Origin of the sequence: Streptomyces sp. NPDC057682, from assembly GCF_042799575.1 — a bacterium.
Classification (GTDB): Bacteria; Actinomycetota; Actinomycetes; order Streptomycetales; family Streptomycetaceae; genus Streptomyces.
In genome coordinates, this window is sequence record NZ_JBHVIN010000009.1 from 12,784 (window position 1) to 39,776 (window position 26,993).

A 26,993-nucleotide genomic window follows, 5' to 3' on the forward strand; every position below is an offset into this window, starting at 1 on the left:
AAGGTCGAGATCAGGAAACGATGTCCTTACGACTGAACCCCCGGAAGGCCAGCGCGACCAGGATCAGGGCATAGGTCACTGATACGGCCGCGCCCTTCGCCATGCCGGCCCACTCCGGATCGGGCTGGAGGGCGTCGGCCCAGGCGAACTGCCAGTGGGCGGGCAGGAACTCGCGCCAGGAGCCGAGCGCGGTGACCGCGTCCAGCACATTGCCGACGATGGTCAGCCCGACCGCGCCGCCCACCGCGCCGAGCGGGGCGTCGGTCTTCGTGGAGAGCCAGAACGCCAGTCCGGCGGTGACCAGTTGGGAGACGAAGACGAAGGCGACGACGAGCGCGAGGCGGGGCACGGTGTCGCCGGCGGCGAGTTCGCCGCCGGTGGGCAGTTCCAGCGGGCCCCAGCCGTAGGCGGCCGCACCGGCCGCCAGGGCGACCACCGGCAGCAGCACCATCGCGGCGAGGCTGAAGCCGAGCGCCACCACGAGCTTGCTCCACAGCAGCCGGGCCCGGGGCACGGGCGCGGCCAGCAGATAGCGCAGCGAGGACCAGCTCGCCTCGGAGGCCACGGTGTCGCCGCAGAACAGCGCCACCGGCACCACCAGCAGGAATCCCGCCGAGACGAACAGACAGGTCGCCGCGAAGTTCGCCGCGGACGCGGTCGCGGTGTCCATCAGGGTGATCCGGTCACCGCCCCGGCCGCCGCCGTCGGGGGTGCCCCCGATGGCGAAGGCCGCGATCAGGACGAACGGCAGTGCGGCGAGCACCCCGCCCATGATCAGGGTGCGGCGCCGGCGCAGCTGGCGGACGGCCTCGACGCGCAGCGGCAGGGTCCGCCGGGCCCGGTAGCCGGGGGCCTCCGGGGCCTCGGCAGGGTCGGGGAGAGCGGCTGCGGTACTCATGCGGAGCCTCCGGAGATCAGGGTGAGGAACGCGTCCTCCAGGCGGCGGTGCGGGCCGACACCGGTCAACGGGACGTCGAGGCGCACCAGTTCGCCGACGAGCTGGGGCGTGGTGGCGCCGTCGAGGCGGACGAGCAGCCCGTGGGCGTCGTCGGTGCGCACGGCGGAGCCGATCCCCGGGAGTGCGGCGATCTTCCCGGCGAGCGGTTCGCCGATCTCCTGGGCGGAGGTGACCAGCACCATGTCACCGGAGCCGGTGATCTCGGCGACGGGACCGGCCTGGACGAGCCGTCCGCGGTCCATGACCACGAGGTGGGTGCAGGACTGTTCCACCTCGGACAGCAGATGGCTGGAGACGATGACGGTGCGGCCGCCGGCCGCGTACCGGATCATCACGTCCCGCATCTCGCGGATCTGGGGCGGGTCGAGTCCGTTGGTCGGTTCGTCGAGGATCAGCAGATCGGGCAGGCCGAGCATGGCCTGGGCGATGGCCAGCCGCTGCCGCATGCCCTGGGAGTAGGTGCGCACGGCGCGGGCCAGGGCGTCGCCGAGTCCGGCGATCTCCAGGGCCTCCTCCATGTGCGCGTCCCCGGCGGGCCGTCCGGTGGCCTTCCAGTACAGCTCCAGATTGGCGCGGCCGGACAGGTGCGGCAGGAATCCGGCGCCCTCGACGAAGGAGCCCACGCGGGACAGCACGGGTGCGCCGGGGCGGACGGCCCGTCCGAAGACGCGGATCTCGCCCTCGTCGGGGGTGATGAGCCCCATGAGCATGCGCAGGGTGGTCGTCTTGCCCGCGCCGTTGGGTCCGAGGAGGCCGAGGACCTGCCCCTTCTCGACGCGGAAGGAGAGGTCGCGGACGGCGTACCGGTCGGTGGCCCCGGCGTACTTCTTCGACAGGCCGGTGATCCGCAGCGGCACCTCGGCGAGCGCGGGGTCCGGGGCGGGGGCGGTGGTCCGGCGGCGTGCGGTCAGGAGGAGGACGGCTGCGACGACGATCGCGATGGCCGGCAGGCCCCAGGTCCACCAGGGCAGGGCGGCGGGGGCGGTGGTCAGTCCGGGGGCGGTGGGCAGGGTCAGCGGTCCGTCGAGGGAGGCGGTGTACGCGACCGGCGCGGCCGGGGAGGCGTAGCCGAGGTCGGTGGCGGAGAGCACGAGGCGCAGCCGGTGCCCGGCGTCGAAGGCGTGGTCCACGGCGGGCAGGGTCAGCTCGACCGGCTTGCCCTGCTGTGCGGGGGTGATCCGGTACGGGGCGACGAGCTGGGCGGGCAGTTGCTGCTGCTTGCCGTCCGGGGAGACGTCGTACACCTTGCCGAACAGGACCGCGTCGCCCTTCTCGGCCGTCACGGTGACGCGCACGGCCGGTGCGCCGGTGACGCGGAGCGAGGCGGTGAGCGGGGCGGAGTCGAAGCGGGCGTACTGGCCGGGGAAGTCGAGGGAGAGGCCGACACCGAGGGTGGAGAGCTGGGCGATCCCCCCGCCGAGCCCCGGCACGGCGGAGATGGCGGGCGGGCTCGCCCCGGCCGGGTTGTCGAACCGCTGGGTCCTTCCGCGCAGTTCGACGGCGTGCGGGCCGCTGCCCAGTCCGGGGTACGTGTCCCCGCTCGCGCCCCGGGTCCGGACGGCGCCGTCGGTGGAGTCGATGCCTCCGGTGCGGGTGACGCGGAAGGCGGGCCCGGTGGAGGCGGAGCCGTCCTTCTTGAGGTAGCGGTCGAACCAGGCGCCGACGCGCCGCTGGACCCGGTCGGTCTCGGGGTCTCCGCCGTCGTGGCCGCCGGCGATCCAGTCGACGGCGACGGGGGCGCCGTTGGCCCGGACGGCGCGGGCCATGGCGTCGGCCTGGCCGAGCGGGAAGAGGGAGTCGGTCTGGCCCTGCACGATCAGCGTGGGGACCTTGATCCGGTCGGCGACCGCGCTCGGGGAGCGTGCGGTGAGCAGGTCGCGGGCGGCGGCGTCCGGCTTCCCGGTGACGGCGACCCGCTGGTACATCGCGCAGAGTTGCTTCTCGAACTTCTCGCAGCCGCCGCCGGTGGTGACGAAGATGCCGGCCCAGAGCTTCTTGAACACCCCGTCGGGGAACAGGGCGTCGGCGAGGTTCCAGTACGTGATCGCCGGGGCGATGGCGTCGACGCGCCGGTCGTACCCGGCGGCCAGCAGGGAGACGGCGCCGCCGTAGGAGGCCCCGGTGACGCCGACGCGCGGGTCGCCCGCGCCGTCGAGCAGCACCTCGGGGCGTCCGGCCAGCCAGTCGATCAGCCGGGAGACGTCCCTGACCTCGCGGTCGGGCGCGTTGAGCCCGATCTCCCCTCCCGACTTGCCGAACCCGCGCGCGGACCAGGTCAGCACGGCGTACCCGTCGGCGGCCAGCCGTTCGGCCTGGGCCCGGGTCTCCTCCTTGCTGCCGCCGAAGCCGTGGCCGATGAGGACGGCGGGCCGGCGTCCGCTGCCGCCGGTGGTGAAGTACGAGGTGTCCAGGGACACCCCGTCCACACGCATCATCCGGTCCTGGCGGTGCACAGCCGGCGCGCTGTCGTCGGCCACGGCGGTCCAGGTGCCGGCTCCGGCCAGCACGGCGAGCGCGGCGATGCCCGCGGCCCACCGGCCGCGGGACCGGGGCAGCAGGCGCCGCCACCGGGAGGGTCGCGCAGTAGGGGTCTCCATGCGTCGAGCCTATGCGGCCCGCCGCCCCGCCCACGCGGTCCGCCGGGCGGAACTCCCGGGCCTCCTCAGGGCGTACGGCACCGCCCCGGAGTACTGCGCACGCGGTACGTCGGGAGCACCCGCCGGACGCAGGGGCCGGGCGGAGCCGCCCCGGGAACGGCTCGGCGCAAGAGGCTCGTCCGGCCGGGCGCCGGGCGGGCCGTCCGGGCACGGCTCAGCGCTTGAGGCTCGCCATGAGGTCGCGCATGTCGCTGATCATGGCGGACTGGTAGGCACTCGTCGAGGGTTCGTCGTCGTCGTCGGCGGTGACCCGGGTCTCACCGGGGCCGAGGGACGAGACGAAGTAGGAGGTGAGCCGCAGGGAGAAGACCGCGCCGCCGTCCAGGACCCGCAGCTCCGTCTCCCCTCCCGGCGCGCTCAGCAGATACGCCTTCTCGCCGAGATCCGGAACGATCTCCACCTCGGCCTCGGACTGGAAGCCCAGCACCGAATCGTTGCGCCGGGCCTCGAACTCCTCGCGCGGGTCGGTCCTCTTGTGCAGATCGATCTCGATGCTGACGCTGTAGTGGTCGATGCCGCCCCGGTTCGCCGGGGCGTCCTTCTCACGGAGGCCGATGGAGCAGGAGGCACGGTCGAGCGCGGGATGCCGCAGCACATCGGCGGGCAGGTAGCTCCCCGCCCTCCTCGGCGCGATCGCGGACCCGAGCGCCTTCAGCCCGATCCCGGGGCAGGGGTCCTTGACCAGCCGGTACCCGTGCATGTCCGGTGCCCGGTCCCCCGGCTGGTACACGATCAGCGCGGCGCCCCAGACGGCGGAGGCGGCCACGGCCCCGCCGAGCGCCCAGGCCCACCGCTGCCACGGTCCGCGCGGGCGCCGTTCGCGCACCGGTGGCGGCGGCTCGCCCGGGTCCAGGACCTCGGGCGGGGCCGGAACCCCGAACGTCCCGTCCTCCCCGGCCATTTCCGGTTCGGAGATCATTCCGTCGCCCCCTCGGCCCGTCCGGTGTACGCGCTCCTCCGAGGCATGATCCCACCGGGCGGGCCCGCGTACGCGTGCGCGGCGATATCCGAGGGCTCCGCACCCTTGTGGGAAGCGCACGCCCTGCCCGCCCGAAGACTGTCCGAGCACACCAACTCCCTCTCATGGCAAGCGTGTTGGAATGTTTTATGGTCAATTCCACCGAGGGAACGACGCCCCCGGGTCCCGAGCGTCCCGCGCAGCGCCTCCGTGCCGAGGTCGAGCGGCTGAGGGCCGAGGCGACGCGTCAGCGGAGACTCGCGCACCGCCGGGCGGAGTTCTGGGCCAGAACGGACATCGCCCTCGGATTCCCCGCCGCCCTGCTCGCGGGCACGGCTGGAGTGGCGGGACTGGCCTCGGCGGACGCCCGCGTCGCCGCCGCGCTCGCCGCCCTCGCCTCCGCCGGGTTCGCGGCGGGAGCGGGCTTCCTCCACAGCGACACCAGGCGCCGCGCCAACAAGCGTGCCCGGCTCGCCTGGGCCTCGGCCGAGGCGAGGGCCCTGGTGGCCCTGGCCCACGAGCCCGTGTCCCGCGAGGACCTCGACGAGCTGCTGGAACGCCGGCAGGCCGCACTGGCCGCCTACGACGGCGAGGATCCGCCGCCCGGACCGTCGTGACACATGACGCGTTCGGCCGCCGCCGGCGCCAGTGCCTCGGTCGGCACCGTCTTCCCGACCGGCACCGGCGTCTCGGCCGGCGCCGGGTAGGCCCGCTCCTCCGGGAGCAGCCGGGCCGCCTCGTCGTCCCGGCCCGCCCGCACCAGTCCGTGGATCTCCCGGGCCAGCGGGGTGACATCGCGGATGGAGACCGTCCACTCGTCCGCGTACCGCCGTGACGCCTCCCCCGCCAGCCCGAGCTGGAGCGAGCGGTACGGAAGGCGGTTGAGGCGCAGATCGCGTTCGGGGTCCCACTGGACGCGGGCCGGGGCCGCGCGCAGGTCGCGCTGCCAGCTCGCGCGGTCGGGGTGCACGCCGCGGACGTAGTGGGAGAGTGCGGCGTTCTCCAGGGCCCAGTCGAAGCCCTCGCGGGTGATCTCGACGGCCAGGACGGTCTCCTGGCCCTCCTTCTCCGCCCAGCCGCAGCGGTACATCATCCACAGGAAGCTGGGCTTGATCCAGGTCATGCGGTCCCGCTTCCACGCGGCCGGGAACCGGCCGTCCCGGGCGGCGGGGAGGCCGAGGGCGGGGCGGTAGGCCTGGTAGACGGTGAGGGTGGTGGCGGTGTGCAGGGCCCGGATCCCGTGCTGCGGCGGCTGAACTTCGGTCATGCGCACCATCCCAACACCGGGGGCGGGGCGGAGGCGAACGGGTTTCCGTACGGCCGCGCCGCCCGGCCGGTGTCATCCCCGGCCCCTGACATTCGTCATACGGAGTCCGGTACACGCTTCTCTGCCGGGCGGGCGGGGCCCGCGGACAGGATGGACCCATCGCAGCGGGCGCCGTGAGGGCCCCGCACCACGGGGAGGACACCGAGATGAGCAGCCCGGCCGCCGCAGTCGCCGCACCCGCCGCCCTTCCGTCCGCCGTTCCGGCCGGGGAGGCCCCGCTCTCGCCGCGCGGGGCGCTGCTGGACAGCCTGAAGCCGCTGCTGCTCGATGTGGCGGTGCCGCTCGTCTCGTACTACGCGCTGAAGTCGGCCGGGCTGAGCACCTTCGCGGCGCTGGCCTGGAGCAGTGCGGTGCCGGCGGTGCGCACGGTGTGGGGCGTGGTCCGCGAGCGTCGGCTGAACGCGCTGGCCGCGCTGATGGTGACGGTGAACGTGGTGAGCCTGCTGCTCGGCCTGGTGTCGGGGGACGCGCGGCTGATGCTCCTCAAGGACAGCGGGGTGAGCAGCACCATCGGTCTGGTCGTCCTGCTGAGCGTGGTGCGCGGGCGGCCGATGATGACGGAGGTGATCCGGCCGTGGATCACCCGGGGCGAGGCGGCCAAGTCCGCGGCCTGGGAACGGCTGTCGGCCGGTTCGGCCGCGTTCCGGCGGGCCGAGCGGCGGTTCTCCCTGGTGTGGGGCGCGGCGCTGCTGGCCGAGTGCGCGGTGCGGGCCGCCGGGGCGTACGCCCTGCCCGTCGAGACGATGGTCTGGGCGGGCACCGTGGTCCTCGTCGTGGCGATGCTGCTCGCCTTCGTGGTCTCGGGGCGCCTCGGGGTCGGCCCGATGGAGCGGATGATCGCCGAGGAGACGGCCGCCGGTTCCGGCCGCTGACCGTACGGCACGGCACACCCGACGGGTCCCGGCCGGGGCCCGTCCACGGACCACCGCAGGGCCGCCCCGGGGGAGCGGCCCTGCGGTGTGTCGCGGTGGAGGTGTCAGTGGTTGCGGGGGAAGCCCAGGTCGACGCCGGCCGGGGCGTCGGCCGGGTCGGGCCAGCGGGTGGTGGTGACCTTGCCGCGGGTGTAGAAGTGCACGCCGTCGTTGCCGTAGATGTGGTGGTCGCCGAAGAGGGAGTCCTTCCAGCCGCCGAAGGAGTGGTAGCCGACCGGCACCGGGATCGGGACGTTGACGCCGACCATGCCGGCCTCGATCTCCAGCTGGAAGCGGCGGGCGGCGCCGCCGTCGCGGGTGAAGATCGCGGTGCCGTTGCCGAACGGCGAGGCGTTCATGAGGGCGACGCCCTCCTCGTACGTGTCGACGCGCAGCACGCACAGGACGGGGCCGAAGATCTCGTCCTTGTAGGCGTCGGAGTCGGTGGAGACGTGGTCGAGGAGCGAGAGGCCGATCCAGTGGCCGTTCTCGAAGCCCTCCACGGTGTGGCCGGTGCCGTCGAGGACGACCTCGGCGCCCTGGGCGGCGGCGCCGGTGACGTAGGAGGCGACCTTGTCGCGGTGGGCGGCGGTGATCAGCGGGCCCATCTCGGACGTGGGGTCGTTGCCCGGACCGATCTTGATCTTCTCGGCGCGCTCCTTGATGCGGGCGACCAGGTCGTCGCCGACGGCGCCGACCGCGACGACGGCGGAGATCGCCATGCAGCGCTCGCCGGCCGAGCCGTACGCGGCGGAGACGGCGGCGTCGGCGGCGGCGTCGAGGTCGGCGTCGGGCAGGACCAGCATGTGGTTCTTGGCGCCGCCGAGCGCCTGGACGCGCTTGCCGTTCGCGGAGGCGGTGGTGTGGATGTAGCGGGCGATCGGGGTGGAGCCGACGAAGGAGACGACGGAGACGTCCGGGTGGTTCAGCAGGCCGTCGACGGCGACCTTGTCACCGTGCAGAACGTTCAGCACACCGTCCGGGAGCCCGGCCTCGGAGGCCAGTTCGGCGAGCAGGTTGGCGGCCGAGGGGTCCTTCTCGCTGGGCTTGAGGACGAAGGTGTTGCCGCAGGCGATGGCGAGCGGGAACATCCACATCGGCACCATGGCCGGGAAGTTGAACGGGGTGATGCCCGCGACGACGCCGATCGGCTGGCGGATCGTGGAGACGTCGACCCGGCTGGAGACCTGGGTGGACAGCTCGCCCTTGAGCTGGGTGGTGATGCCGCAGGCCAGCTCGACGATCTCCAGACCGCGGGCGACCTCGCCCAGCGCGTCCGAGTGCACCTTGCCGTGCTCGGCGGTGATCAGGGCGGCGATCTCGTCGCGGTGCGCGTCCAGCAGGGCGCGGTAGCGGAACAGGACCGCGGTGCGGGCGGAGAGCGAGGACGTGCTCCACGTCGCGTACGCCGCCTTCGCGGCCGCCACCGCGGCGTCGACCTCCTCCGGGGAGGCGAGCGCGACCTGCGTGGTGACGGCTCCGGTCGCCGGGTCGGTGACCGGGCCGTAGGTGCCCGACGCGCCCTCGACGGTCTTTCCACCGATCCAGTGGTTGACGGTCTTCATGCTGTGACTCCTTCAGAGGTGGCGGCGTCGGTCGGTGACATGGCGTAGGTACTCTTCCCGGGCTTCTACCGCCGACGGGCGAGTGGCCGTTTCGGCTACGGGCCCATCCCACCACGCCCGTGCGGGAGGGGGGCCCGACACTGTGTCTGCCGTTTCGGTCCCGACGTAGACACAAGAGCGGCGGGTGCGCGGGCCGGTCATGCGGGGTCCTCCGGTGCGGGGAGCGGCAGCCGGGGGTCGGCCGGGGCGTCCGGCCAGGTGTCGCGGATCCAGCGGTGGTCGGGGTGGTCGCGGATCAGCCACTCCCGCTGCTCCCCCGGGCCCGCCATGACGTTGAGGTAGTACAGGGTGCGGCCGGGCGGGGCGATGGAGGGGCCGTGCCAGCCGTCGGGGATCAGCACGGCGTCGCCGGTGCGCACCTCGGCGAGGACGTCCGTGCCGCCGGGGCGGGAGGGCGCGACCCGGTGGTAGCCGAGGCCGTCGCCGGCCACCTCGAAGTAGTAGATCTCCTCCAGGACGGACTCCTCGCCGGGGTGGTGCTCGTCGTGCTTGTGCGGCGGGTAGGAGGACCAGTTGCCGCCCGGGGTGAGGACCTCCACGGCGATCAGCCGGTCGCAGTCGAAGGTGTCGGCGGCGGCGAAGTTGTGGACCTGCCGGGCGCAGGTGCCCGCGCCCCGCAGTTCGACGGGTACCTCCGGCGCGGGGCCGTAGCGAGCGGGGAGTCGTCGCTCGCACTTCGCTCCTGCCAGGGCGAAGCGGCCCCCTGCGCCGGAGGCGATCTGTGCCTGGGCGTCGCGCGGTACGTACGCGAAGTCGGATACCCCGCTGAACACGCTCTTCCGGCCCAGCAGTTCAAAGATCTCATCTGCGGTGTGCACCGTACAGCCACCGGTCAACGGCAGTACGATCCACTCGCTCTCCCCGGTGACGAGTGTGTGAACTCCTCCCGGTTCCAGCTCCAGCACCCGCAGGCTCGACCGCTCCCAGCCGGCCTGCTCCGGGGCGATGTCCAGGGCGTACGGGCCGTGCGCGGCGCTGCCGGCCGGCAGATGGCGGCGCGGGGTGTCCGCGGTGTTCTCGCGCATCGTCAGTTTCCTTCCCCGCCGCTCGGGTCCGGCTGGAGCACCGCCGGAACGGACGCGGTGACGGCTCCGGCGGCGAGGGCGGCGTCGACCTCGTCCGGGAACGGCATGGCGGAGGAGCACGCGAGCCGGGAGGCGACGATCGCACCGGCCGCGTTGGCGTACCGCACGGTGCGGGCGAGGTCCCAGCCGGCGAGGAGGCCGTGGCAGAGCGCTCCGCCGAAGGCGTCGCCCGCACCGAGCCCGTTGACCACGTCGACGGGGAGCGGGGGGACGTCGACGGCGGTGCCGTCGCGGTGGACGGCGAGGACGCCGGCGGGGCCCTGTTTGACGACGGCCAGCTCCACCCCGGCGGCGAGCAGGGCGCGGGCGGCGGCGTACGGTTCGCGCTCCCCGGTCGCGACCGCGCATTCGTCGAGGTTGCCGACGGCGACCGTGGCATGGGCCAGCGCCTCCCGGTAGCGGGCGGAGGCGTCGGGGTGCGGGCCGTCGTCCTCGGGGCCTCCCCAGAACATCGGCCGCCAGTCGAGGTCGAAGACGGTGAGCCCGGCCCGGCCCCGGGCGCGCAGGGCGGCGAGCGTGGCGGAGCGGCTGGGTTCGGCGCACAGTCCGGTGCCGGTCATCCAGAACACCCGGGCGGCGCGGATCGCGTCCAGGTCGAGTTCGCCGGGGCGCAGTTCCAGGTCGGGGGCCTTGGGCAGGCGGTAGAAGTAGAGGGGGAAGTCGTCGGGCGGGAAGATCTCGCAGAAGGTGACGGGGGTGGGGTAGGTGTCGTCGGCCCCCACCCAGCGGCCGTCGACGCCGAACGCGCGCAGCCGGTCGCGCAGATAGGTGCCGAAGGGGTCCCGTCCGGTGCGGGTCACGACGGCGGTGCGCCGCCCGAGCCGGGCCGCGGCGACGGCCACGTTGGCGGGCGAGCCGCCGAGGAACTTCCCGAAGGTCTCGACCCGGGCGAGCGGCACCCCGGTCCGCAGGGGGTAGAGGTCCACCCCGATCCGCCCCATGGTGATCACGTCGTACGGCTCAGACATCCAGGTCCCTTCGACGGCCGGTGCGGCGGCCGGCACCGGGCCCGGCCTCCGTCCGGACTCCTCCCCCGCAACCGTACGAATGATGTGTCCGGACATCCGGACCACTGCTTGACACCCCTCGTCCGGCGCACCGTGAACGCTGGTCCGCGTGTCGACCTCCGCGTCCGCCCGGCCCTGCATCCGCATCCGCATCCGCTCAGCGCCCGGTTCCTGGGGGTGGTTCCCGGAGGTGCCCGCCGGCGTCGTGGCCGAGGGCCTGGCGTTCGGGCCCGCCGCGGCGCGGCAGGGGGCCTGTGCGACCCGGACCCGGGGAGCGACACCGTGACGTGACGGCGGTGCGCGGTGTTGTGCCGGGTGGAGGACGGGGCTCACGCAGCCGCCGTCACCGCACCGCACGCATCCCCCCACAAGGAGCGATCACCGTGATCCGCACGTTTCCCCCCGTCCGCCGCGCGGCCGGCGCCCCGGTCCTGGCCGGGCTCGTCCTGGCCGCCGCCGCCCTGCTCACCGCCCCCGCGACCGCCTCGGCCCCGGCCGCTGACGGCACCAACGTGCCGCCGCCCGGCTCCAGCCCCGTCTGCGCCTTCTACGACGGGGACGCGCCGACCGCCTTCGGCGACCGGGGCGACCGCGTCTCCCAGGTCCAGTGCATCCTCGCCAACCGCCGCTACCTCCCCTGGGACGCCGTCGACGGCGACTTCGGCCCCCGCACCCTCGCCGCCGTCCAGCGCTTCCAGGCCGACCACCCGCCGCTCCTCCCGGACGGCTTGGTGGGCCCGCGCACGTGGTGGGCGCTCTGGCACGCGTGAGTCGGTAACGGGCGCACGGCGCGTCCGCCGCGGCGGGCGGGGGCCGGTCACGTCTCGGCCGTCTCCGCCCGCGGTGCGGTCGTCCGGGTGGGGCGTTCCGCGCGGGGGAGGTTGCGGACGGCGGGGACGAGGAGAAGGGCGACGAAGCTGAGGGTGGCGATGACGACGGAGGTGGTCTGGGCGTTGCGGGCGCCGAGGAGTTCGCTGATCGGGCCGGCGAGGGCCTGGCCGGCGGGGAAGGCGATGAGGGAGCCGGCGACGTCGTAGGCGTAGACGCGGTTGAGGACCTCGCCGGGGACGTGGGACTGGACGCTGGTGGCCCACATGACGCTCCAGAAGGCCCAGGCGGCGCCGCCGGTGACGAAGCAGACGGCGCGGCTCCACAGGGGGAGGTCGAGGGCGTTCGAGAGGGGCATCAGGGCCCAGACGAGCATGGCCGTGGCGCCGGCGGCGAGGGGGCGGGAGGGGCGGAGTTTGACGCCGATGAGGCCGCCGAGGACGTTGCCCGCGCCGAAGGCGGTCCAGACGACACCGAGACCGGTCGCGCCGAAGGAGTCGGTCACCAGGAGGGTGGTGAGGGGGCGGATCGGGCCGAAGGTGGTGAGGCCGTTGATGATCCAGACGCCGATGACCACGCAGAGCCAGGTCCGGGAGCGGAACTCGTGCCAGCCCTCGACGAGGTTGCGCCAGGTCGACTCCTTGCGGGCGGGGCGCGGTACGGGCGCCAGGCGCAGCATCAGCAGGCACAGTCCGCTGATCGCGAAGGTACCGGCGTCCAGGGCGAGCACGGTGGCCACGTCGCCGACGGCCAGCAGCAGCGCGGCCAGGGTCGGGCCGGCCATGGTGGCGATGGCCTCGGCGACGCGGAGGGCGGCGTTGGCCCGCTGGATGTCCGAGGCCACCTGCGGGACGACGCTGGCGACGCCGGGCTGGAAGGCCGCGGTGGCGGTGCCGCTCAGCGCGGCCAGGGCCATCAGCAGGAGGAGCGGCGGATGGCCGAGGGCGAAGGCGGCGGCGGCGCAGCCCTGGACGACCAGCCGGACCGCGTCGGCGCCCATCATCATCCGGCGGGGGGTGAAGCGGTCGGCGAGCACGCCCCCGAAGAGCACGAACACGGCCAGCGGGAGCATCTGCGAGGCGAGCACGTAGCCGACCCCGGAGGCGCCGTAGCCGAGTTGGATCACGCCGTACATCAGGGCGACCGGCAGCATCGCGTCGCCGAACAGGGAGACGAGCCGGGCGGTGAAGTAGTAGCGGAAGTCCCGGGTCCAGAGGGGCACGGCGGTGCTGTCGGTGGTTTTGGGCACGCTGGCGGCCATGCGGGGTCCGTTTCTCGTTCGGCGCGTCGGAGGACGGCGTGCTGCCGGCACCGCCGTGGGGGCGGTGGCCCGGGTGGACGGAGGCCTGGGTGGACGGAGGCCTGGGTGGGCGGGGGTGGGCACCTCGGGGTGGGCGGGCGGCGGTGTGCGCGGGCACCGCAGTCGGCGGGCGGTGGCTGCGCGGCCGGAACGCGCCTCGGCGGGGAGGCCTCGGTGGGAAAGGCGTCTACGGGGAGGCCTCGGCGGGGAGGGGCCGGCCCGGCGTCGTGGGTGACGCGGGATCAGGAGGCCGCCACCAGGCCGAGGCGTACGGCTTCGGCGCCCGCCTGGAACCGGGTGCGGGAGTTGAGCGTGGTGAGCAGCTCGGAGACGTGCCGGCGGCAGGTGCGCAGGGAGATGGAGAGCATCCGGGCGATCGCGTCGTCGGAGTGGCCGGCCGAGAGCAGTTCGAGGATGGTCGCGCGCAGGTCGCCCGCGTCGAGCCGGGGCGCCGCTTCGTCGGCGCGCTGGACGAGGGCGGCCGCGGTGTCCCACATCCGGTCGTGCAGGGTGCCGAGGAAGGAGGTGACCCGGGCGTCGGTGACGACGGTGGCGGGTGCGGGGTGCGCGTGCTCGGCGGGCAGGACGGCGAGTTCGCGGTCGAAGAGGAGCAGGCGGACCGGTACGTCGGCGGTGGTGCGGATCACCGCGCCGGCCTGGTGCAGCCGGTGCAGACCGGAGCGGGCGGCGGGGCTGGACTTGGCGGCGTGCTGGGTGAGGACCCGCAGTTCCACCCCGGCGTCGAGGTCGGCGAGCGCGGTGTCCTCGGCGTCCGTGAGCGCCTCGCCCGGTCCGGCCGTCGCGTCCGCGGGGCGCAGGACCAGCAGTTCCTTGCGGCAGGAGCGGGCGGCCTCACGCATCCGCTGGGCGAGCGAGCCGAGGTCGTCGACCAGGAAGCTGGACCCGGCGGGGGTGTGTCCGTGCAGGAAGTCGACGTAGGTGCCGACGTAGCCGCGGATCCGGTCGCCCACCTCGGCCATCCGCTGCTGGCGTTCCTGGACCTCCAGCTGCCACGGCTCGATGAGGTCGGCGGCGGCGGACTGCGGTGAGGCGGGGGCCAGGACGCCGTTCGCGTCGGCCGGGCGCAGCAGCCTCAGCTCCAGCAGGGCGGCCACCGCCGATTCGGCCTCGGCCTCGGAGAGACCCAACGCCCGGCGTACGGCGTGGACGTCGCAGCCCTCGTTCACCAGGCAGTGCAGGTAGACCGCGCGCGAAAGCTCGTCGGGTCCACCCGCTGTTGGCCTCGGGCCGGGTAACGCTGCCATCCAAGATCCCCCTTATCCAGTGACTGTCCACTTTCGTCCCTGCACTTCCTTGCCATGTGTGCAGCATTGTGGCGAGAAGATCCGCCACTCAAGAATGGCTCGCAGAGCGGTTGGGAGTATAGGTGAGCCACGGATAGCCGGACAAGGGCGTCCCGTTGGCATGCCTGATCCGCACCCTCTTGTCCAAGTGTGCTTTCCCGTGTTCTCGACATGAGAAGAAGGTGCTCGGATGGATGCATTCCCGTTGACCGCCGAACAGCGCAGCATGCTGTTTCTCGACGGGATCTTCGGTCCCGGCATCTTTCACAATGTGAGTTTCGGCGCGGCGGTCCCCGAGGGTGTCGACCGCGAGGCCGTACAGGCCGCTATCGCCGCCCTGACCAGCAGACACGAGGGGCTTCTCAGTCGCTCTGTCGGCCCGTCGCCCTTCCTCCAGACGATTTCCGGCGAGCCGGTTGAGGCAATACCGAGAAAACTGGACGGACATGACGTCGAGGACGAATTCGACCGTCTTCGCAGCGAACTCCACAATGTCCACCTGACTCCCGCGAGGGTCCGATTCGACGTCATCGAGGAGGAGTCAGGCAATCCCCTCCAGGTGCTCGGGACCGTGGCCCACCTCGTCTCCGACGGGTATTCCGGCAGCTTACTCGGGAACGATCTTTCCGCCCTTATCGAGGGCCGGCCACTGGAATCGGCGGGGAGTTTTCCCGATATCGCCCGGAGCCGGGCGGTGAGCGACCGGGAAGCGGCCGCGGAAATAGCACACTGGCAGCGCGCGGCGGACGGGACGAGTCCGCTCACCGGAATCCTGCGGCGTACCGCACCGCGGAGCGCGTGGGTCCGCAATCAGGTGGACCGCGAGGTGCCGGGCGGCGACGACCACCGGCGTCTGCGCGCTCTGGTGCAGGCCTGCGGGGCCACCCCGTTCGCGGTCCTCGCCGCGGTGACCGCGGTCGCGGTGTGGCGGCGTTCCGGGCGCTCGGATTTCCTGCTGCACACGCCCGTGTCCACCCGGCGCGACGCGGTGCAGCGGGCGACGGCCGGCAACTTCGTGATGGACCGTCCGCTCACCTGCCGGGTCGATCCGCCCGAGCCGCTGTCCGCACTGGTCGGGCGGGTGCAGAGCCAGGTGTGGCGGGCGGCCCGGTACGCCAGGCTCGGCGTCCCGGAGCTGCTGTGCGCGGTGCCCGAGTACGGGGCGGCGCTGCTGGAGGACGGCGCGGACTACCTCCAGGTGCACGTGGACGTGCAGAGCGCCGACGCCACCGGGGTGCTCAGCAGCCCCGGGGGTTCGACCGGCGTCCGCACGCTCGGCCCGTTCGCACCGGCGCACGATCTGACGGTGACCACGCTGCGGTTCCGCTTCAGCGAGACCCGGCTGTTCACCCGAACATTCTCCGGAGGTTCACCCGACGCTATCCGGGATGCCGAGGAACTGTGCTCCGAGGCAATGGCGATCTTCCGTGCGATCGGTCAGCACACCGACACGGCAAAGGAACTGGCGGGCCGCGTGGATCGGTCCGGGACTCCGAATCACAGGTGAATTGTCTAGACCACGGAGGATTTTCTTGTAATGAACATCACTCTTGCCGAGGAGTTCGCGCGTTTCCTGCGGCCGTACTGCCGGGAGCTGCCCGCCGACCGCGAACTGACCGACAACACCTCGCTGATGGAGGTCGGCGTCGACTCGCTGCTCGTGGTGGAACTGGTCACCGCGATCGAGGACCACTACGGGATCGAGTTCCCCGAGGAGCTGCTGGAGCCCGGCACCTTCGCCACCCCCGGCACCCTGCGCCGCGCCCTGGAGCCGCTGCTGTGAGCACCACGCTCAGGCTGCGCGGCCCCGACCGGGCGCTGCGCCGCCCGCACCCGCTCGACCTGGGCGAGACCGTCGCCGGACGGGTCCACCGGCAGGCCCTCTCGACCCCGGGGCGCACCGCCGTCCTGGACGGCGGGTCCGCGGTGGGCTACGCCGCGCTCGACGCGGCGGTCCGCCGCCACGGTGCCGCGCTGCGCGCGGCGGGCTGTGCCCCGGGCGAACCCGTGCTGGTCCGGGGCCCGCGCTCGGCCACCGCGATCGCGGTGTTCCTGGCGATGGAGGACCTCGGCTGTGTGCACGTCCCGCTCGACCCCGGCTGGTCCGGGGAGCGCGTCGCGGAGGTGGCCCGCCACAGCGGCGCCACCCGGCTCGTCCGGTACGGCCCGCCGGGTCCGCCGCCGCCCGCTCCGCTGCGGCTCGTCGCGCTCGACGAGGAACCCGGCACCAGCTCCGACGCGCCGGCCCCCCGCGCGCGGGCCGGTGCCGCCGAGCCCCGGTACGCCCTCTACACGGCCGAGTTCACGGGCGGCGCCGAGGGCGCGGTGACCGCCCACGCCGGGATGGTGAACCATCTGTGGGCGAAGGTCACCGACCTCGGTCTCACCGGGGAGGACCGGGTCGCCTACAGCGCCCCGCAGGTGTTCGACACCGCGGTGTGGCAGATGCTCGCACCGCTGCTGACCGGCGGCACGGTGGCGGTGGTCGGCGAGGCCGACACGGCCTTCCCCCGGCGGCTGGCCGGAGCCCTGGACCGTACCGGCACCACCGTGGTCGAGCTGGTGCCCACCGCCATCGGCTGGCTGCTCGACCGCGTCGAGAAGACCTCGGGGCGAGAACCGGGGAGACAAGCCGGGACGGAATCCGCGCCGGGACCCGCGCCGGAGTCCCCGCCGGAATCCGCGCCGGAACCCGTGGGCGCGCTGCGGCTGCTGGTCGCCACCGGCGGCGAGCTGAGCCCCGCGCTGGCCTCCCGGATCGCCGCCGTCCTGCCGGGCGTCACCACGGTGTTCGCCAACGGCCCCGTCGAGTGCTCCGACGACGTGCTGCACCACCGGGTGGGCCCCGGCGACCTGTCGGCGCCACGCGTCCCCCGGGGCCGGCCCATCCCCAACGCGGTGCTCTCCGCCGTACTGCCGGAGCCGGACGGCGCCTGGCGCCACGCCGGACCCGGCGAGATCGGCGAACTCCTCGTCCAGGGCGCGCCGGTGGGCCTCGGGCACCTCCGTGACGGCACCGTCCGCACCGGGGCGTACCTGCGCGACACCACCCCGGACGCGGGCCCCTCCGGGCTGGCCTTCCGCACCGGCGACCTGGTGTCGTTCCACCCCGGGGAGGTCCGCTACCACGGCCGGACCGACCGCCAGCTCCTGTACGGGGGACGGCGGCTGGCCCTGGAGGAGCTGGAGGGCGAGCTGCGCCGCCACCCCGGTGTGCGGCAGTGCGCGGTGCTCGCCGGTGAACGCGACGGCGTCCCCGAACTCACGGTGTTCTACACCGCAGCCGATCCCGGCGCCCCGCCCGACGGACTGGGCCGCGCACCCGGCCACCCGGACCTGCGGCTGCGCTGGACCCGCCGCACCGTACTGCCGCTCACCCGCAAGGGAGAGATCGACCACCGGGCGCTGTCCTGCGCCCCGGACCCCTCATGAGCCCCGTAGCCACGGCAAGGAGACCCATCGTGTTGCGCGTCAACCACCCGTCCTTCCGCTCCGTCCTCGCCGGCTCGGACATCGTCCGCGTCGCCGGGGCGCACCACGCGCTCAGCGGCTACCTGGCCCAGGAGGCCGGTTTCCAGGCGGTCTGGTCGTCCAGCTTCGAGGTGTCGGCGTCCCGCTGCCTGCCCGACGCCAGCATCCTGAGCATGACCGAGTACCTGGAGGCCGCGGCCCACATCCAGAAGGCGCTGAGCATCCCGGTGGTCGCCGACTGCGACACGGGGTACGGCGACAACCTCAACGTGGCGCACATGGTCCACGAGTTCGAGGGCGCCGGGATCACGGCGGTCTGCATCGAGGACAAGCTCTTCCCGAAGATGAACAGCTTCGTCGGCAACGGCCAGGCCCTGCTGGACACGGCCGCCTTCGCCGCCAAGATCCGTACCGCCAAGAACGCCCAGGACAGCTCCGACTTCTTCGTCATCGCCCGCACCGAGGCGCTGATCAGCGGCCTCGACGTGGACCGGGCCCTGGAGCGCTGCCGCGCGTACGCCGACTCCGGCGCGGACGCCGTCCTGGTCCACTCCAAGCAGCGCACCAAGGACCAGGTGACGGCCTTCCTCGACGGCTGGGACGGACGCGTGCCGGTGGTCGTGGTGCCCACCACGTACCCCGACTGGCACATCGACGAGGCACGGGCGGCCGGCGTCTCCGTGGTGATCTACGCCAACCAGGGCCTGCGCGCCTCGGTCTCCTCGCTGCGCGACGCCTACCAGGCGATCTACCGGGACGGCGACACCACCGGCATCGAGGGGTCGATCGCCTCGGTCGGCGACCTGTTCGAGATCCAGCGGCTCACCGAGTGGCAGAAGCTCGGTGTCTGAGCCCCGCTGCCGGCCGGTCGGAACGCCTCCGAGGAAAGGCGGTTGACGTGCCCGTCGTCACCGGTGCCCACGAGCTGCTCGACACCGAGGTCTTCGTGGACCTCTCGGGGCCGCTCGGCGTCAACCTCCATCTGAAGTGCGAGGGGCTCAACTTCGCCGGCTCGGTCAAGATCAGGTCCGCGACCTGGATGGTCGCCGCGGCCGAGCGCTCCGGGCTGATCGGACCGGACACCACCCTGGTCGAGTCCTCGTCCGGAAACCTCGGGGTGGCCATGGCGGTGGTCGCCGCCGCCCGCAACCTCCGCTTCCACTGCGTCACCGACGCCAAGTGCAACCCGTCCACGATCCGGCTGATGCGCGCCCTCGGTGCGACCGTGGAGGTGGTGGAGGAACCCGCCGCGCACGGCGGTCTGCTGGCCGCCCGCAAGGCCAGGGTGCGGGCGCTGTGCGCGCGCAACAGCGGCTATCTGTGGCTCAACCAGTACGAGAACGAGGCGAGCTGGCTCGCCCACTACCACCACACGGGGCCCGGTCTCGCGAAGGAGTTCGGCGCGCTGGACGTGCTGTTCGTCGGCGTCGGCACCGGTGGCACGCTCACCGGCTGCGCCCGCTACTTCCGCGACCACCACCCGGGGGTGCGGCTGATCGCGGTGGACGCCGAGGGTTCGGTGAACTTCGGCGGCCGGCCCGGCCCCCGGCGCATCCCGGGGCTCGGCGCCGCCGAGCCGATGCCGCTGGTCGATGCCGGTCTGGTCGACGAGGTGCTGCGGGTCCCGGAGGCCGACACGGTCCGGATGTGCCGCAGGCTCGCCGCGCGCGGGCTGCTGCTGGGCGGTTCCTCGGGGACCGTCGTCAGCGCCGCCCGTACCTGGCTCGCGGCCGAGGACCCGGACCGGGCCCTCACCGCCGTGGCCATCGCCCCCGACCTCGGCGAGCGCTATCTCGACACCGTCTACGACGACGACTGGGTCACCCGCCACTTCGGCGCGGCCGCCGCCGCGCCCCTCACCAGGGAGCTGCGCGCATGACCACGACGACGCACCGGCCGCCCCCGGCGGCCGCCCTCCCCGAGCTGCCGCTGCTCCCCGGCGCCGCGGCGACGGCCGCCGCGCGGGCGCTGCGCCGGCCCCGGGAGGTCCGGCTCGACCGGCCGGTCCACCGCTATGTGCTGGACACCGCCTCGCGCGACCCCGGGCGGACCGCCGTGACCGACTCGGGCCGGTCCACCGACTACCGCACCCTGGCCCGCCGGGCCGCCGCCCTCGCCACCCGGCTCCGGGCTGACGGTCTGCGGCCCGGCCAGGTGCTCGCCGCCGCCGGGCCGCGCAGCGCCGACACCGTCACGGTCTTCCTGGCCGCCGATCTGCTCGGCGCGGTCTATCTGCCGGTCGATCCCGCCTGGCCGGCCGCCCGCACCGCCGAGGTGCTGCGCCGCTCGGGCGCGGCCCGGCTGCTGGACTACACCGGGGCGCCGGACGGCCCGGCCGCGGCGGCCGCCGCCGGGGCGGACGTGCCGGTGGCCCGCCACCGCGACGCCGAGGAGGACCCGGGGGACCCCGCCGATCCGTGCGGCCCCGCCGATCCGGCGTATCTGATCTTCACCTCGGGCACCACGGGGACGCCGAAGGGCGCGGTGGTGGAACGGCGCGGCATGCTGAACCACCTCTGGGCCAAGCTGGACGACCTCGGCATCACCGAACGGGACACGCTGGCGTTCACCTCTCCCCTGGTGTTCGACATCTCGGTGTGGCAGATGCTCGCACCGCTGCTGGCCGGGGGGACCGTCGCCGTCGTCCGGGACGCCCAGCTCGGCCACCCCAGGCGGCTGGCCGCGGCGCTGCGGCGCGACGGGGCGACGGTCGTGGAGCTGGTGCCGACGATGGCCGGCTGGCTGGCCGACGAGGCCGCCCGGCCCGGCGGCACCCGGCCCGAGCCGCGGATGCTGGTCTCCACCGGCGAGGAGCTGCGTCCCGCCCTGGCCCGGCGGATCGCCGACGCCTTTCCCGGGACCGCGCTGTTCAACGCGTACGGCCCCACCGAGTGCTCGGACGACGTGACGCACCACCGGGTCACGGCCGAGGACCTCGCGCTTCCCCGGCTGCCGGTCGGCCGGCCGATCGCCAACGCCGTGCTGTACGTCCTGGTCGACGGTCCGGACGGGTGGCGGGCCGCCGGGCCCGGGGAGAGCGGGGACCTGTTCGTGGGCGGTCTGCCGGTCGGGCGCGGTTACGTCAACGACCCGGCCACCACCGCCCGGGCCTTCTTCGCGGACCCCTTCGACGCCGGCTCCCCCACCGGGCGGCTGTACCGCACCGGGGACCTGGCCCGGATCGAGGACGGCGTCGTCCACTACCTGGGCCGCGACGACCGGCAGGTCAAGGTGGCCGGGGTGCGGATGGAACTCGACGAGGTCGAACTGATGTTGGGCCGCCATCCCGCGCTCGCCGCCTGCGCGGTCACCGCCGTGGGCGACGACCTCGCCGCGCACTACGTCCCCCTGGTCCCGGTCACGCAGTCCGAACTGCGCGCCTTCCTGAAGGACCTGCTGCCCGCCGGACAGATTCCGCGCAGCTGGCACGAGCACACAAAGCTGCCGCTCACCGCCAACGGAAAGACCGACCACCGCCGCCTCGCCGAGGCCCACAGCCCCAAGGGTGACCGATGACCACTGACGCCCCGCTCCCCGGGACCGACGAACTTCCGTCGCACGCGCGCCTCCTGCTCGCCCTGGCCCGGCTCCATCTGGACGACGGCCACCTCGCCCTGGTCCGCTCCCTGGCCGACCGGCCCGACCTCGACTGGGGCGCGTTCACCGACGCGGCGGCCCGGCACAAGCTGCTGCCGCTGGTCGGCCGCCATGTGCACCGTTACCGGCTGGACCGCAAGGGCCCCGGCACCTTCCCGTACCCGTGGGTGTTCTCCGGGGCGTATCTCGCCAACCGGGAGCGCAACCACGCCCTGTCCGACGAGTTCGGGCGGATCTTCCGGGAGTTCGGCGCGGCCGGGATCCGCTACGCCGTCCGCAAGGGCTTCACGCTCGCCGAGGGCGAGTACGGCGATCCCGCGCTGCGCCGGATGACGGACCTCGATCTGCTGCTGGACCGGGCCGACGCCGCCCGCGCCCGCGAGGTGCTGGAACGGCTCGGCTACCTCCAGGGCAATCTGGCCGCCGACGGCGAGCGGGTCGAACCCTTCAGCCGCGAGACCCAGGTGTTCTGGCGGCTGAACCTGAGCCAGCAGCTGCCGTACCGCAAGAGCGGCCACCGGGCCGCGGTGCCGGAGTTCGACGTCGATCTGACGCACGACATCTTCCAGAAGAAGTCCGGCCGCACCGCGCCCGCCGCCGAACTCCTCGACCGGGCCGTGCCGCGCACCGTGTGCGGGACGGACTCCTGGGTCCCCGACCCGGAGGACCGGCTGCTCGACCTCTGCGCGCATCTGCACAAGGAGGCGACGAGCCTCTTCTTCATCGGCGAGAACATCGATCTGCAGATCGCCAAGTTCCTGGACGTCTCCCTCGTCGTCGCCCGGCTCGACGAGGAGGGCTGGAAGTCCTTCCTCACCCGGGTCGAGCAGTACGACGCGGGCGCCATCGTCTACTACACGCTGCACTTCGTCGACCGGCTCTACCCCGACGCCGTCCCCGCCGCCGTCCTGGACCGGCTGCGCCCGGACGACCTCGGCTACCTCGACGAGTTCGGCGACCTGGACGGACAGCGCGCCCGCTGGTCGCTGCCGTTCCTGCCCCGGCTGTTCCAGTCGTCCCGGGACGGCGAGGCCGGGGAGTCCGCCGTGCCGCTGACCACCGGGGCCGACGCGTGAGCAGTGCGGCGGCACCCGGCCGCACCCCCGAGCTGCTCGTCCTGAAGATCGGCGGCAGCCTGTTCTCCGACAAGCGGGCCGGCGGCGGCACCGACCCGGAGGCGGTCGCGGACTACGCCCGCCAGGTCCGCGATCTGGCCGCCGCGCACCCGGGCCGGGTGGTCCTGGTCACCGGTGGCGGGGCCGCCTGCCACGAGGTCGGCCGGACCGTCGATCCGGCCCGCGACCCCTGGTCCGCGCTCGCCCTGACCGCGCCCGCCTTCGCCGTCCGCTGGGAGTGGACCACGCGACTGCGCCGGCTCGGCGTCCGCGCGGTGCCGCTCCAGCTCACCGGTCTGTACGGGGAGCGGCCCGACGGCGCCGAGGACGCGCACCCGGACGCGGTGCGCCGGCTGCTGGAGGGGCGGGCCCTGCCGGTGCTCTCCAGCGACTGCGTGCTCACCGCCGACGGCACGCTGCGCATCGTCAGCAGCGACGAGGCCCCGGCCCTGCTGCTCGACCGGGACCCGGGCACGGTCCGGATCGTCGCCCTGACCGATGTCCCGGGCGTCCTCACCGGGGCCGACGACAGCAGCCCCGTACTCCCCCGCCTCGACGCCGCCGATCCGTCCGCCGCCGACGAACTGCTGTGGCCCACCGGCTCCTGGGACGCGACCGACGCGATGCGCGGCAAGATCCGGCATCTGGCCGCGCACGCCCGCCGCGGCGCCCAGTGCGTGATCACCCGGGGCGAACGCACCGGCCGCCTCACCCATCTCTTCGCCCCGCTGGAGAGCTGGCCGGCAGGCGAACGCCACACCGAGATCGCCACCGACCGGATCCCGCCCTCGCGCACCGTGCTCCTCAACCCGGGACCGGTCAACGTGCATCCGCTGGTGCGCGCCGCGATCGGCTCACCCGACGAGTGCCACCGGGAGCCGGAGGCCGCGGCCCTGCTGGCCTCGGTCGCCCGCAAGGCCACCGAGGTGGCCGGCGGCGGCGCGGACACCCATGCCACGGTGCTGCTCACCGGGTCCGGGACCGCCGCGCTGGAGGCCGCGGTCGGCTCCGCCGTGCCGCCGGACGGCCGGCTCCTGGTCCTGGACAACGGCCATTACGGCGAGCGGCTGCACGCGATCGCCGCGACCCACCGGATCCCGGCCAAGCGGCTGGAGTTCGGCTGGGCGCGGCCGGTGGACCCGGCGGCGGTCGAGCGCGCCCTGGCCGCCGACCCCGGCCTCACCCATGTCGCGATGGTCCACCACGAGACCAGCACGGGCATGCTCAATCCGGTCGCCGCGATCGGGCGGATCACCACCCGACTCGGCCGCTCCCTGCTGGTCGACGCGATCAGCAGCCTGGGCGTGGAGGCCCTGGACGTGACGGCCGACGGGGTCGACTGGTGCGTGGGGACCGCCAACAAGTGCCTGGAGGGTCTGCCCGGGATCAGCTTCGTCACCGCGCCCCGGGCCCGCTTCGAGGCGCTGGCGGGGCACCCGGCCCGCACCTTCTATCTCGACCTGGACGCGCACTACCGGGCCCAGACCGGCTCCGGGAGCACACAGTTCACCCCGGCCCTCCAGGTGCTGCGCGCCCTGGACGCGGCACTCGACCTCACGCTCGACGAGGGGGTCGAGGCCCGGTACGCCCGGTACGCGGCCCGCGCCGCCGCCGTCCGCACCGGCCTCGCCGAACGCGGCATCCGGCTGCTGCTGCCTCCCGAGCAGCGCGCGGTCTCGCTCACCCATGCCTTCCTCGACGACGGCCTCGGCTACCGGGAGCTGCACGACGGCCTCAAGGAGCGCGGCTACGTCATCTACGCCACCCAGGGCGCCGACGCGCGCGGCTTCCGGATCGCCACCATGGGCCGGATCACCGACCACGACGTCCGCGGCCTGCTCACCGCGCTGGACGAGGTCCGCAAGGAGCACGCCGCCCCGCACCCCGCCCCGTCCCCCCGTCCCCGCCCAGGGAAGGAGAACCGGTGACCGCGCCCCGTTCCACCGGACCCACCCGTCTCGCCGTGGTCGGCGGCGGGCCGACCTGCACCTATGTGCTGGAACGCCTCGCCGCCCTGACCAGCCGCCCGGACGGCCGCACCGAGCTGGAGGTCGTGGTGTACGACCTGTCCGGCGAATTCGGCTCCGGCCAGGTGCACAGTCCCCGGCAGAGCCGCACCAGCTATCTCAACCGGATCGTCGGGCAGGTCGCCTTCGGCGCCGACGAGAGCGTGGTCGACGCGGGTCCGCTGCTGCCCACCGAGGACCGTCCGACGCTGCTCGAATGGTGCCGCGAGCGCTTCGCCGCGACCGGCGACGGGACCTACGACCTGGTCGCCGAGGACTGGCCCAAGCGCTATCTGCACGGCGAGGCGCTCCAGGACAGCTTCCGGCGCTATGTGGACCTGCTGCGCGCCGCCCCCGGTGTCACCCTCGATCTGCGGGCGGCCGAGGTGGTCGACCTGGAGGAGCGCGGCGAGCGTCTGGCGGTGCTCACCGCGGACGGCGCCGAACCGTACACGGCCGATCTGGTGCTGCTGCTGACCGGGCACTCGTCCAACGATCCGGCGCTGTCCCCCCGCACCGCCGAGTGGTCCGCCTTCGCGGCCGGGCACGGCAGCACCCTGATCCCGTCGGCGTATCCGCTGGAGCGCTCGCTGGACGTGCCCGGCACCGGCCCCGGCCACACCGTGGGCTGTCTCGGCATGGGGCTGACCGGCATCGACGTGATCCTCTATCTGACCGAGGGGCGCGGCGGCACCTTCGAGCGGGGCGAGGACGACCGGCTGGTGTACCGGCCGAGCGGGCGGGAGCCGGACGCGGTGGTCCCGTTCAGCCGCAACGGCCTGTTCACCTTCGCCCGGCCGTACAACCAGAAGGAGCGCGACATCGCGTCGCTGGAGTACCGGGGCGCGTTCCTCACGGTCCCGGCGGTGGGCGAGCTGCGCCGCACGGTCGGCCGGCCCAATGTGGTCGGCGGGCGGGAGCAGCTCCAACTCGACTTCGAGGCCCATCTGTTCCCGCTGATCGTGCTGGAGATGGCGCTGATCCAGTACAGCACGCTGTACGGCGCGGAGTTCCGGGCCGCGGCCGTCGAGGCCGCCCGGCCCGGCTACGAGAAGTTCCTCGCCGACGCCGGTGTCTTCGCCGGCCCCCGTGCGGCGGCCGGCGCGCTGACCGCGCCGCTGGACGAGCTGGCCGCCGCCACCGCCGCCGCCGTGGACCGGGTGCTGACCGGGGCGGACGCACTCGACGACGCCCCGGCCGGGCCGGGCGGAGTGCCGGTGGCGCCCGCGGTGCGGAGCTTCCTGGCGGTGGTGTTCGGTGCGGAGACCGCCGGGCGGATGCTGTGCTCGGCCGGTGACCCGGCCGGTTTCGCCGCCGCCGTGGCCGCCGGGACGTCCCCGTACCGGCACTCCGTCCGGGCCGCCGAGCACGTCTTCTCCTGGGAGGCGACCATCGATCCGGTGCCGCGCGGGGGTTACCGCACGGCGGCGGAGTACCGGGAGGCGCTGCTGGACTTCCTGGACCGGGACATCCGCTGGGCCGCGCAGGGCAATCTGGACAATCCGGCGAAGGCGGCGGCGGACGCGGCCTGGCGCGATCTGCGCGGGGTGGTGATCGAGGCGGTCGACTTCGGCGGGCTGCGGGCCGGGTCGCACCGCACCTTCCTTGAGGTGTGGACCGGTCACCACAACCGGCTCTGCCAGGGCGCCTCGCGGGAGGCGATGGAGAAGGTCCGGGCGCTGGTGGAGGCCGGGTTCGTCGATGTCTCGCTCGGCCCGGACACCTCGGTGGAGTGCGACGCCGGCAGCGGCAGGTTCCGGCTGAGCGGCGCGGTGACCGGTGCGGACCGGCTGGTCGACGCCCTGGTCGACGCCCGGGTGCACGGGTTCGACGCGGCCCGCGACGTCCTGCCGATCTACCCCAATCTGCTGCGCCGCGGGCTGGTCCGCAAATGGGCCAATCCGGGCCTGGACGAGCCGGACTTCGTGCCCGGCGGGCTCGACCTGACCCCGGAGTTCCACCCGTACCGCGCCGACGGCCGGGTGGAGCGACGGATCACCGTGCTGGGTCCGCCCAGCGAGGGTGTGATGTACCACCAGATCGGTGCGCTGCGGCCGCACAAGGACCACCATGTCCTGCGGGACATCCTGTGCTGGACCAATGCCTTCCTGCCCCGTCCGGCCGAACCGGGCGGGCGTACCGAGAGGACCGACGCATGACCGAGTTCGACCCCGCCGTGCAGTTCGCCGACATCACCGCCGCCCACCGGGCGCTGCTGGCCGCTGAATTGACGGAGGATCAGGCGCGCGAGGCGATCGCGCTGCCCGGCTGGACCCGCGGGCACGTACTGATCCATCTGGCCGACCTCTCGCAGGCCTTCGCCCGGCAGGCGCGGTACGCCGTCAAGGGCGAGCGGGTCGAGGTGTACGACGGCGGCCGGCCGACCCGTGACCGCCGGATCGAGGAGCTGCACGGGCAGCCCGTCGGCCGGCTGACGGAGCAGATGACCGAGGGGCTGACCGCCCTGGAGGAGTCCTGGGCCGCCCTGTCCGAGGGCGACTGGGAACTTCCCTGCTCCTACCGGAACTCGCCGCTGTGGGCGACCCGGCTGGCCTGGTGGCGGGAGAGCTCGCTGCACCTGGTGGACCTGGACGTGGGCCGCCGCAGCGAGGAATGGAGCGCGGAACTCTCCTCGCACGTGGTCGAGTTCCTCGGGTCGCGGCTGCCGGAGGGGACCCGGCTGGAGGCCACCGACACCGGGCAGGTCTGGGGCGAGGGGCGGACGGTGCGCGGGGAACTGCGCGCGCTGGCGGCCTGGATCTCCGGCCGTCCCGCGGCGGAGCTGCCGCGGGCCGTGGACGGCGGTGAGCTGCCCGAGCTCACCGCCTGGCCGTGAGCCGTCCG

At 73.9% G+C, this 26,993-nt stretch carries 22 protein-coding genes; 13 read left to right on the forward strand and 9 right to left on the reverse strand.

Annotated features, from left to right (window positions below):
• Positions 1-10: 10 nt before the first annotated feature.
• From ACFVDM_RS17995 to ACFVDM_RS18005, 3 genes are all read right to left on the reverse strand, one after another.
• Complete coding sequence (locus ACFVDM_RS17995; RefSeq protein WP_383640181.1) at positions 11-898, reverse strand: ABC transporter permease; 888 nt, start codon at positions 896-898, stop codon at positions 11-13.
• Complete coding sequence (locus tag ACFVDM_RS18000; protein WP_383640184.1) at positions 895-3,555, reverse strand: alpha/beta fold hydrolase; 2,661 nt, start codon at positions 3,553-3,555, stop codon at positions 895-897. Before ACFVDM_RS18000 ends, ACFVDM_RS17995 begins: the two co-directional genes overlap by 4 nt.
• A 214-nt stretch (positions 3,556-3,769) precedes the next feature.
• Positions 3,770-4,534: a hypothetical protein gene (locus tag ACFVDM_RS18005; protein ID WP_383640187.1), complete on the reverse strand. Its 765-nt coding sequence runs from the start codon at positions 4,532-4,534 to the stop codon at positions 3,770-3,772.
• A 188-nt stretch (positions 4,535-4,722) separates the two neighbouring features.
• Here ACFVDM_RS18005 and ACFVDM_RS18010 point away from each other — a divergent pair, with 188 nt between their 5' ends.
• Complete coding sequence (locus ACFVDM_RS18010; RefSeq protein ID WP_383640189.1) at positions 4,723-5,190, forward strand: hypothetical protein; 468 nt, start codon at positions 4,723-4,725, stop codon at positions 5,188-5,190.
• Here ACFVDM_RS18010 and ACFVDM_RS18015 read toward each other — a convergent pair.
• Complete coding sequence (locus tag ACFVDM_RS18015; protein WP_383640192.1) at positions 5,154-5,840, reverse strand: DUF4291 domain-containing protein; 687 nt, start codon at positions 5,838-5,840, stop codon at positions 5,154-5,156. The genes ACFVDM_RS18010 and ACFVDM_RS18015 overlap by 37 nt on opposite strands.
• Positions 5,841-6,046: 206 nt before the next feature.
• Here ACFVDM_RS18015 and ACFVDM_RS18020 point away from each other — a divergent pair, with 206 nt between their 5' ends.
• The gene (locus ACFVDM_RS18020) at positions 6,047-6,772 is read left to right on the forward strand and encodes a VC0807 family protein (protein ID WP_383640195.1); all 726 of its coding nucleotides are present in this window, start codon (positions 6,047-6,049) and stop codon (positions 6,770-6,772) included.
• Between the two features lie 104 nt (positions 6,773-6,876).
• Here ACFVDM_RS18020 and ACFVDM_RS18025 read toward each other — a convergent pair whose 3' ends face one another.
• The 3 genes from ACFVDM_RS18025 to iolC all read right to left on the reverse strand — a co-directional run bounded on the left by ACFVDM_RS18025 (position 6,877) and on the right by iolC (position 10,489).
• Positions 6,877-8,376, reverse strand: coding sequence for a CoA-acylating methylmalonate-semialdehyde dehydrogenase (locus ACFVDM_RS18025; RefSeq protein WP_383640198.1), 1,500 nt, complete (start codon positions 8,374-8,376; stop codon positions 6,877-6,879).
• Between the two features lie 197 nt (positions 8,377-8,573).
• Positions 8,574-9,461 (reverse strand): 5-deoxy-glucuronate isomerase, encoded by an 888-nt coding sequence (gene iolB, locus ACFVDM_RS18030; protein ID WP_383640200.1) that lies wholly within the window; start codon positions 9,459-9,461, stop codon positions 8,574-8,576.
• 2 nt (positions 9,462-9,463) lie between these two features.
• On the reverse strand, positions 9,464-10,489 hold the full coding sequence (gene iolC, locus ACFVDM_RS18035; RefSeq protein ID WP_383640203.1) for a 5-dehydro-2-deoxygluconokinase: 1,026 nt from the start codon (positions 10,487-10,489) through the stop codon (positions 9,464-9,466).
• Positions 10,490-10,911: 422 nt separating this feature from the next.
• Here iolC and ACFVDM_RS18040 point away from each other — a divergent pair, with 422 nt between their 5' ends.
• Positions 10,912-11,298: a peptidoglycan-binding protein gene (locus tag ACFVDM_RS18040; protein ID WP_383640205.1), complete on the forward strand. Its 387-nt coding sequence runs from the start codon at positions 10,912-10,914 to the stop codon at positions 11,296-11,298.
• A gap of 47 nt (positions 11,299-11,345) precedes the next feature.
• On the opposite strand, the gene ACFVDM_RS18045 is transcribed toward ACFVDM_RS18040, so the two are convergent.
• Together ACFVDM_RS18045 and ACFVDM_RS18050 are read right to left on the reverse strand one after the other, a co-directional pair.
• Entirely contained in the window at positions 11,346-12,617 is a 1,272-nt protein-coding gene (locus tag ACFVDM_RS18045) for an MFS transporter (protein ID WP_383640208.1), read from the reverse strand.
• Positions 12,618-12,898: 281 nt separating this feature from the next.
• Positions 12,899-13,921 carry a hypothetical protein gene (locus tag ACFVDM_RS18050; RefSeq protein WP_383640211.1) on the reverse strand — a complete coding sequence of 341 codons (1,023 nt, stop codon included), beginning with the start codon at positions 13,919-13,921 and terminating at the stop codon, positions 12,899-12,901.
• A 229-nt stretch (positions 13,922-14,150) separates the two neighbouring features.
• Between ACFVDM_RS18050 and ACFVDM_RS18055 the strand changes: the two genes are divergently transcribed.
• From ACFVDM_RS18055 to ACFVDM_RS18100, 10 genes are read left to right on the forward strand one after another with little or no spacing between them, the layout of a single operon-like run.
• Positions 14,151-15,467, forward strand: a complete 1,317-nt coding sequence (locus tag ACFVDM_RS18055) for a condensation domain-containing protein (protein ID WP_383640214.1) — start codon at positions 14,151-14,153, stop codon at positions 15,465-15,467.
• A 30-nt stretch (positions 15,468-15,497) separates the two neighbouring features.
• Positions 15,498-15,743, forward strand: a complete 246-nt coding sequence (locus tag ACFVDM_RS18060) for a phosphopantetheine-binding protein (RefSeq protein WP_383640217.1) — start codon at positions 15,498-15,500, stop codon at positions 15,741-15,743.
• Positions 15,740-17,392, forward strand: a complete 1,653-nt coding sequence (locus ACFVDM_RS18065) for an AMP-binding protein (protein WP_383640219.1) — start codon at positions 15,740-15,742, stop codon at positions 17,390-17,392. The genes ACFVDM_RS18060 and ACFVDM_RS18065 overlap by 4 nt, the downstream gene beginning before the upstream one ends.
• 29 nt (positions 17,393-17,421) lie before the next feature.
• Complete coding sequence (locus ACFVDM_RS18070) at positions 17,422-18,282, forward strand: isocitrate lyase/phosphoenolpyruvate mutase family protein (protein WP_383640222.1); 861 nt, start codon at positions 17,422-17,424, stop codon at positions 18,280-18,282.
• Between the two features lie 47 nt (positions 18,283-18,329).
• Entirely contained in the window at positions 18,330-19,310 is a 981-nt protein-coding gene (sbnA, locus tag ACFVDM_RS18075; RefSeq protein WP_383640224.1) for a 2,3-diaminopropionate biosynthesis protein SbnA, read from the forward strand.
• On the forward strand, positions 19,307-20,947 hold the full coding sequence (locus ACFVDM_RS18080) for an amino acid adenylation domain-containing protein (protein WP_383640227.1): 1,641 nt from the start codon (positions 19,307-19,309) through the stop codon (positions 20,945-20,947). Before sbnA ends, ACFVDM_RS18080 begins: the two co-directional genes overlap by 4 nt.
• The gene (locus ACFVDM_RS18085; RefSeq protein ID WP_383640230.1) at positions 20,944-22,104 is read left to right on the forward strand and encodes a nucleotidyltransferase family protein; all 1,161 of its coding nucleotides are present in this window, start codon (positions 20,944-20,946) and stop codon (positions 22,102-22,104) included. The genes ACFVDM_RS18080 and ACFVDM_RS18085 overlap by 4 nt, the downstream gene beginning before the upstream one ends.
• Positions 22,101-24,071: an aminotransferase class V-fold PLP-dependent enzyme gene (locus ACFVDM_RS18090; protein WP_383640233.1), complete on the forward strand. Its 1,971-nt coding sequence runs from the start codon at positions 22,101-22,103 to the stop codon at positions 24,069-24,071. The genes ACFVDM_RS18085 and ACFVDM_RS18090 overlap by 4 nt, the downstream gene beginning before the upstream one ends.
• Positions 24,068-26,308, forward strand: coding sequence for an FAD/NAD(P)-binding protein (locus tag ACFVDM_RS18095; RefSeq protein WP_383640236.1), 2,241 nt, complete (start codon positions 24,068-24,070; stop codon positions 26,306-26,308). The genes ACFVDM_RS18090 and ACFVDM_RS18095 overlap by 4 nt, the downstream gene beginning before the upstream one ends.
• A complete protein-coding gene (locus ACFVDM_RS18100; RefSeq protein WP_383640239.1) occupies positions 26,305-26,985 on the forward strand; it encodes a maleylpyruvate isomerase family mycothiol-dependent enzyme in 681 nt (226 codons plus the stop codon). Before ACFVDM_RS18095 ends, ACFVDM_RS18100 begins: the two co-directional genes overlap by 4 nt.
• Positions 26,986-26,993: the final 8 nt, after the last annotated feature.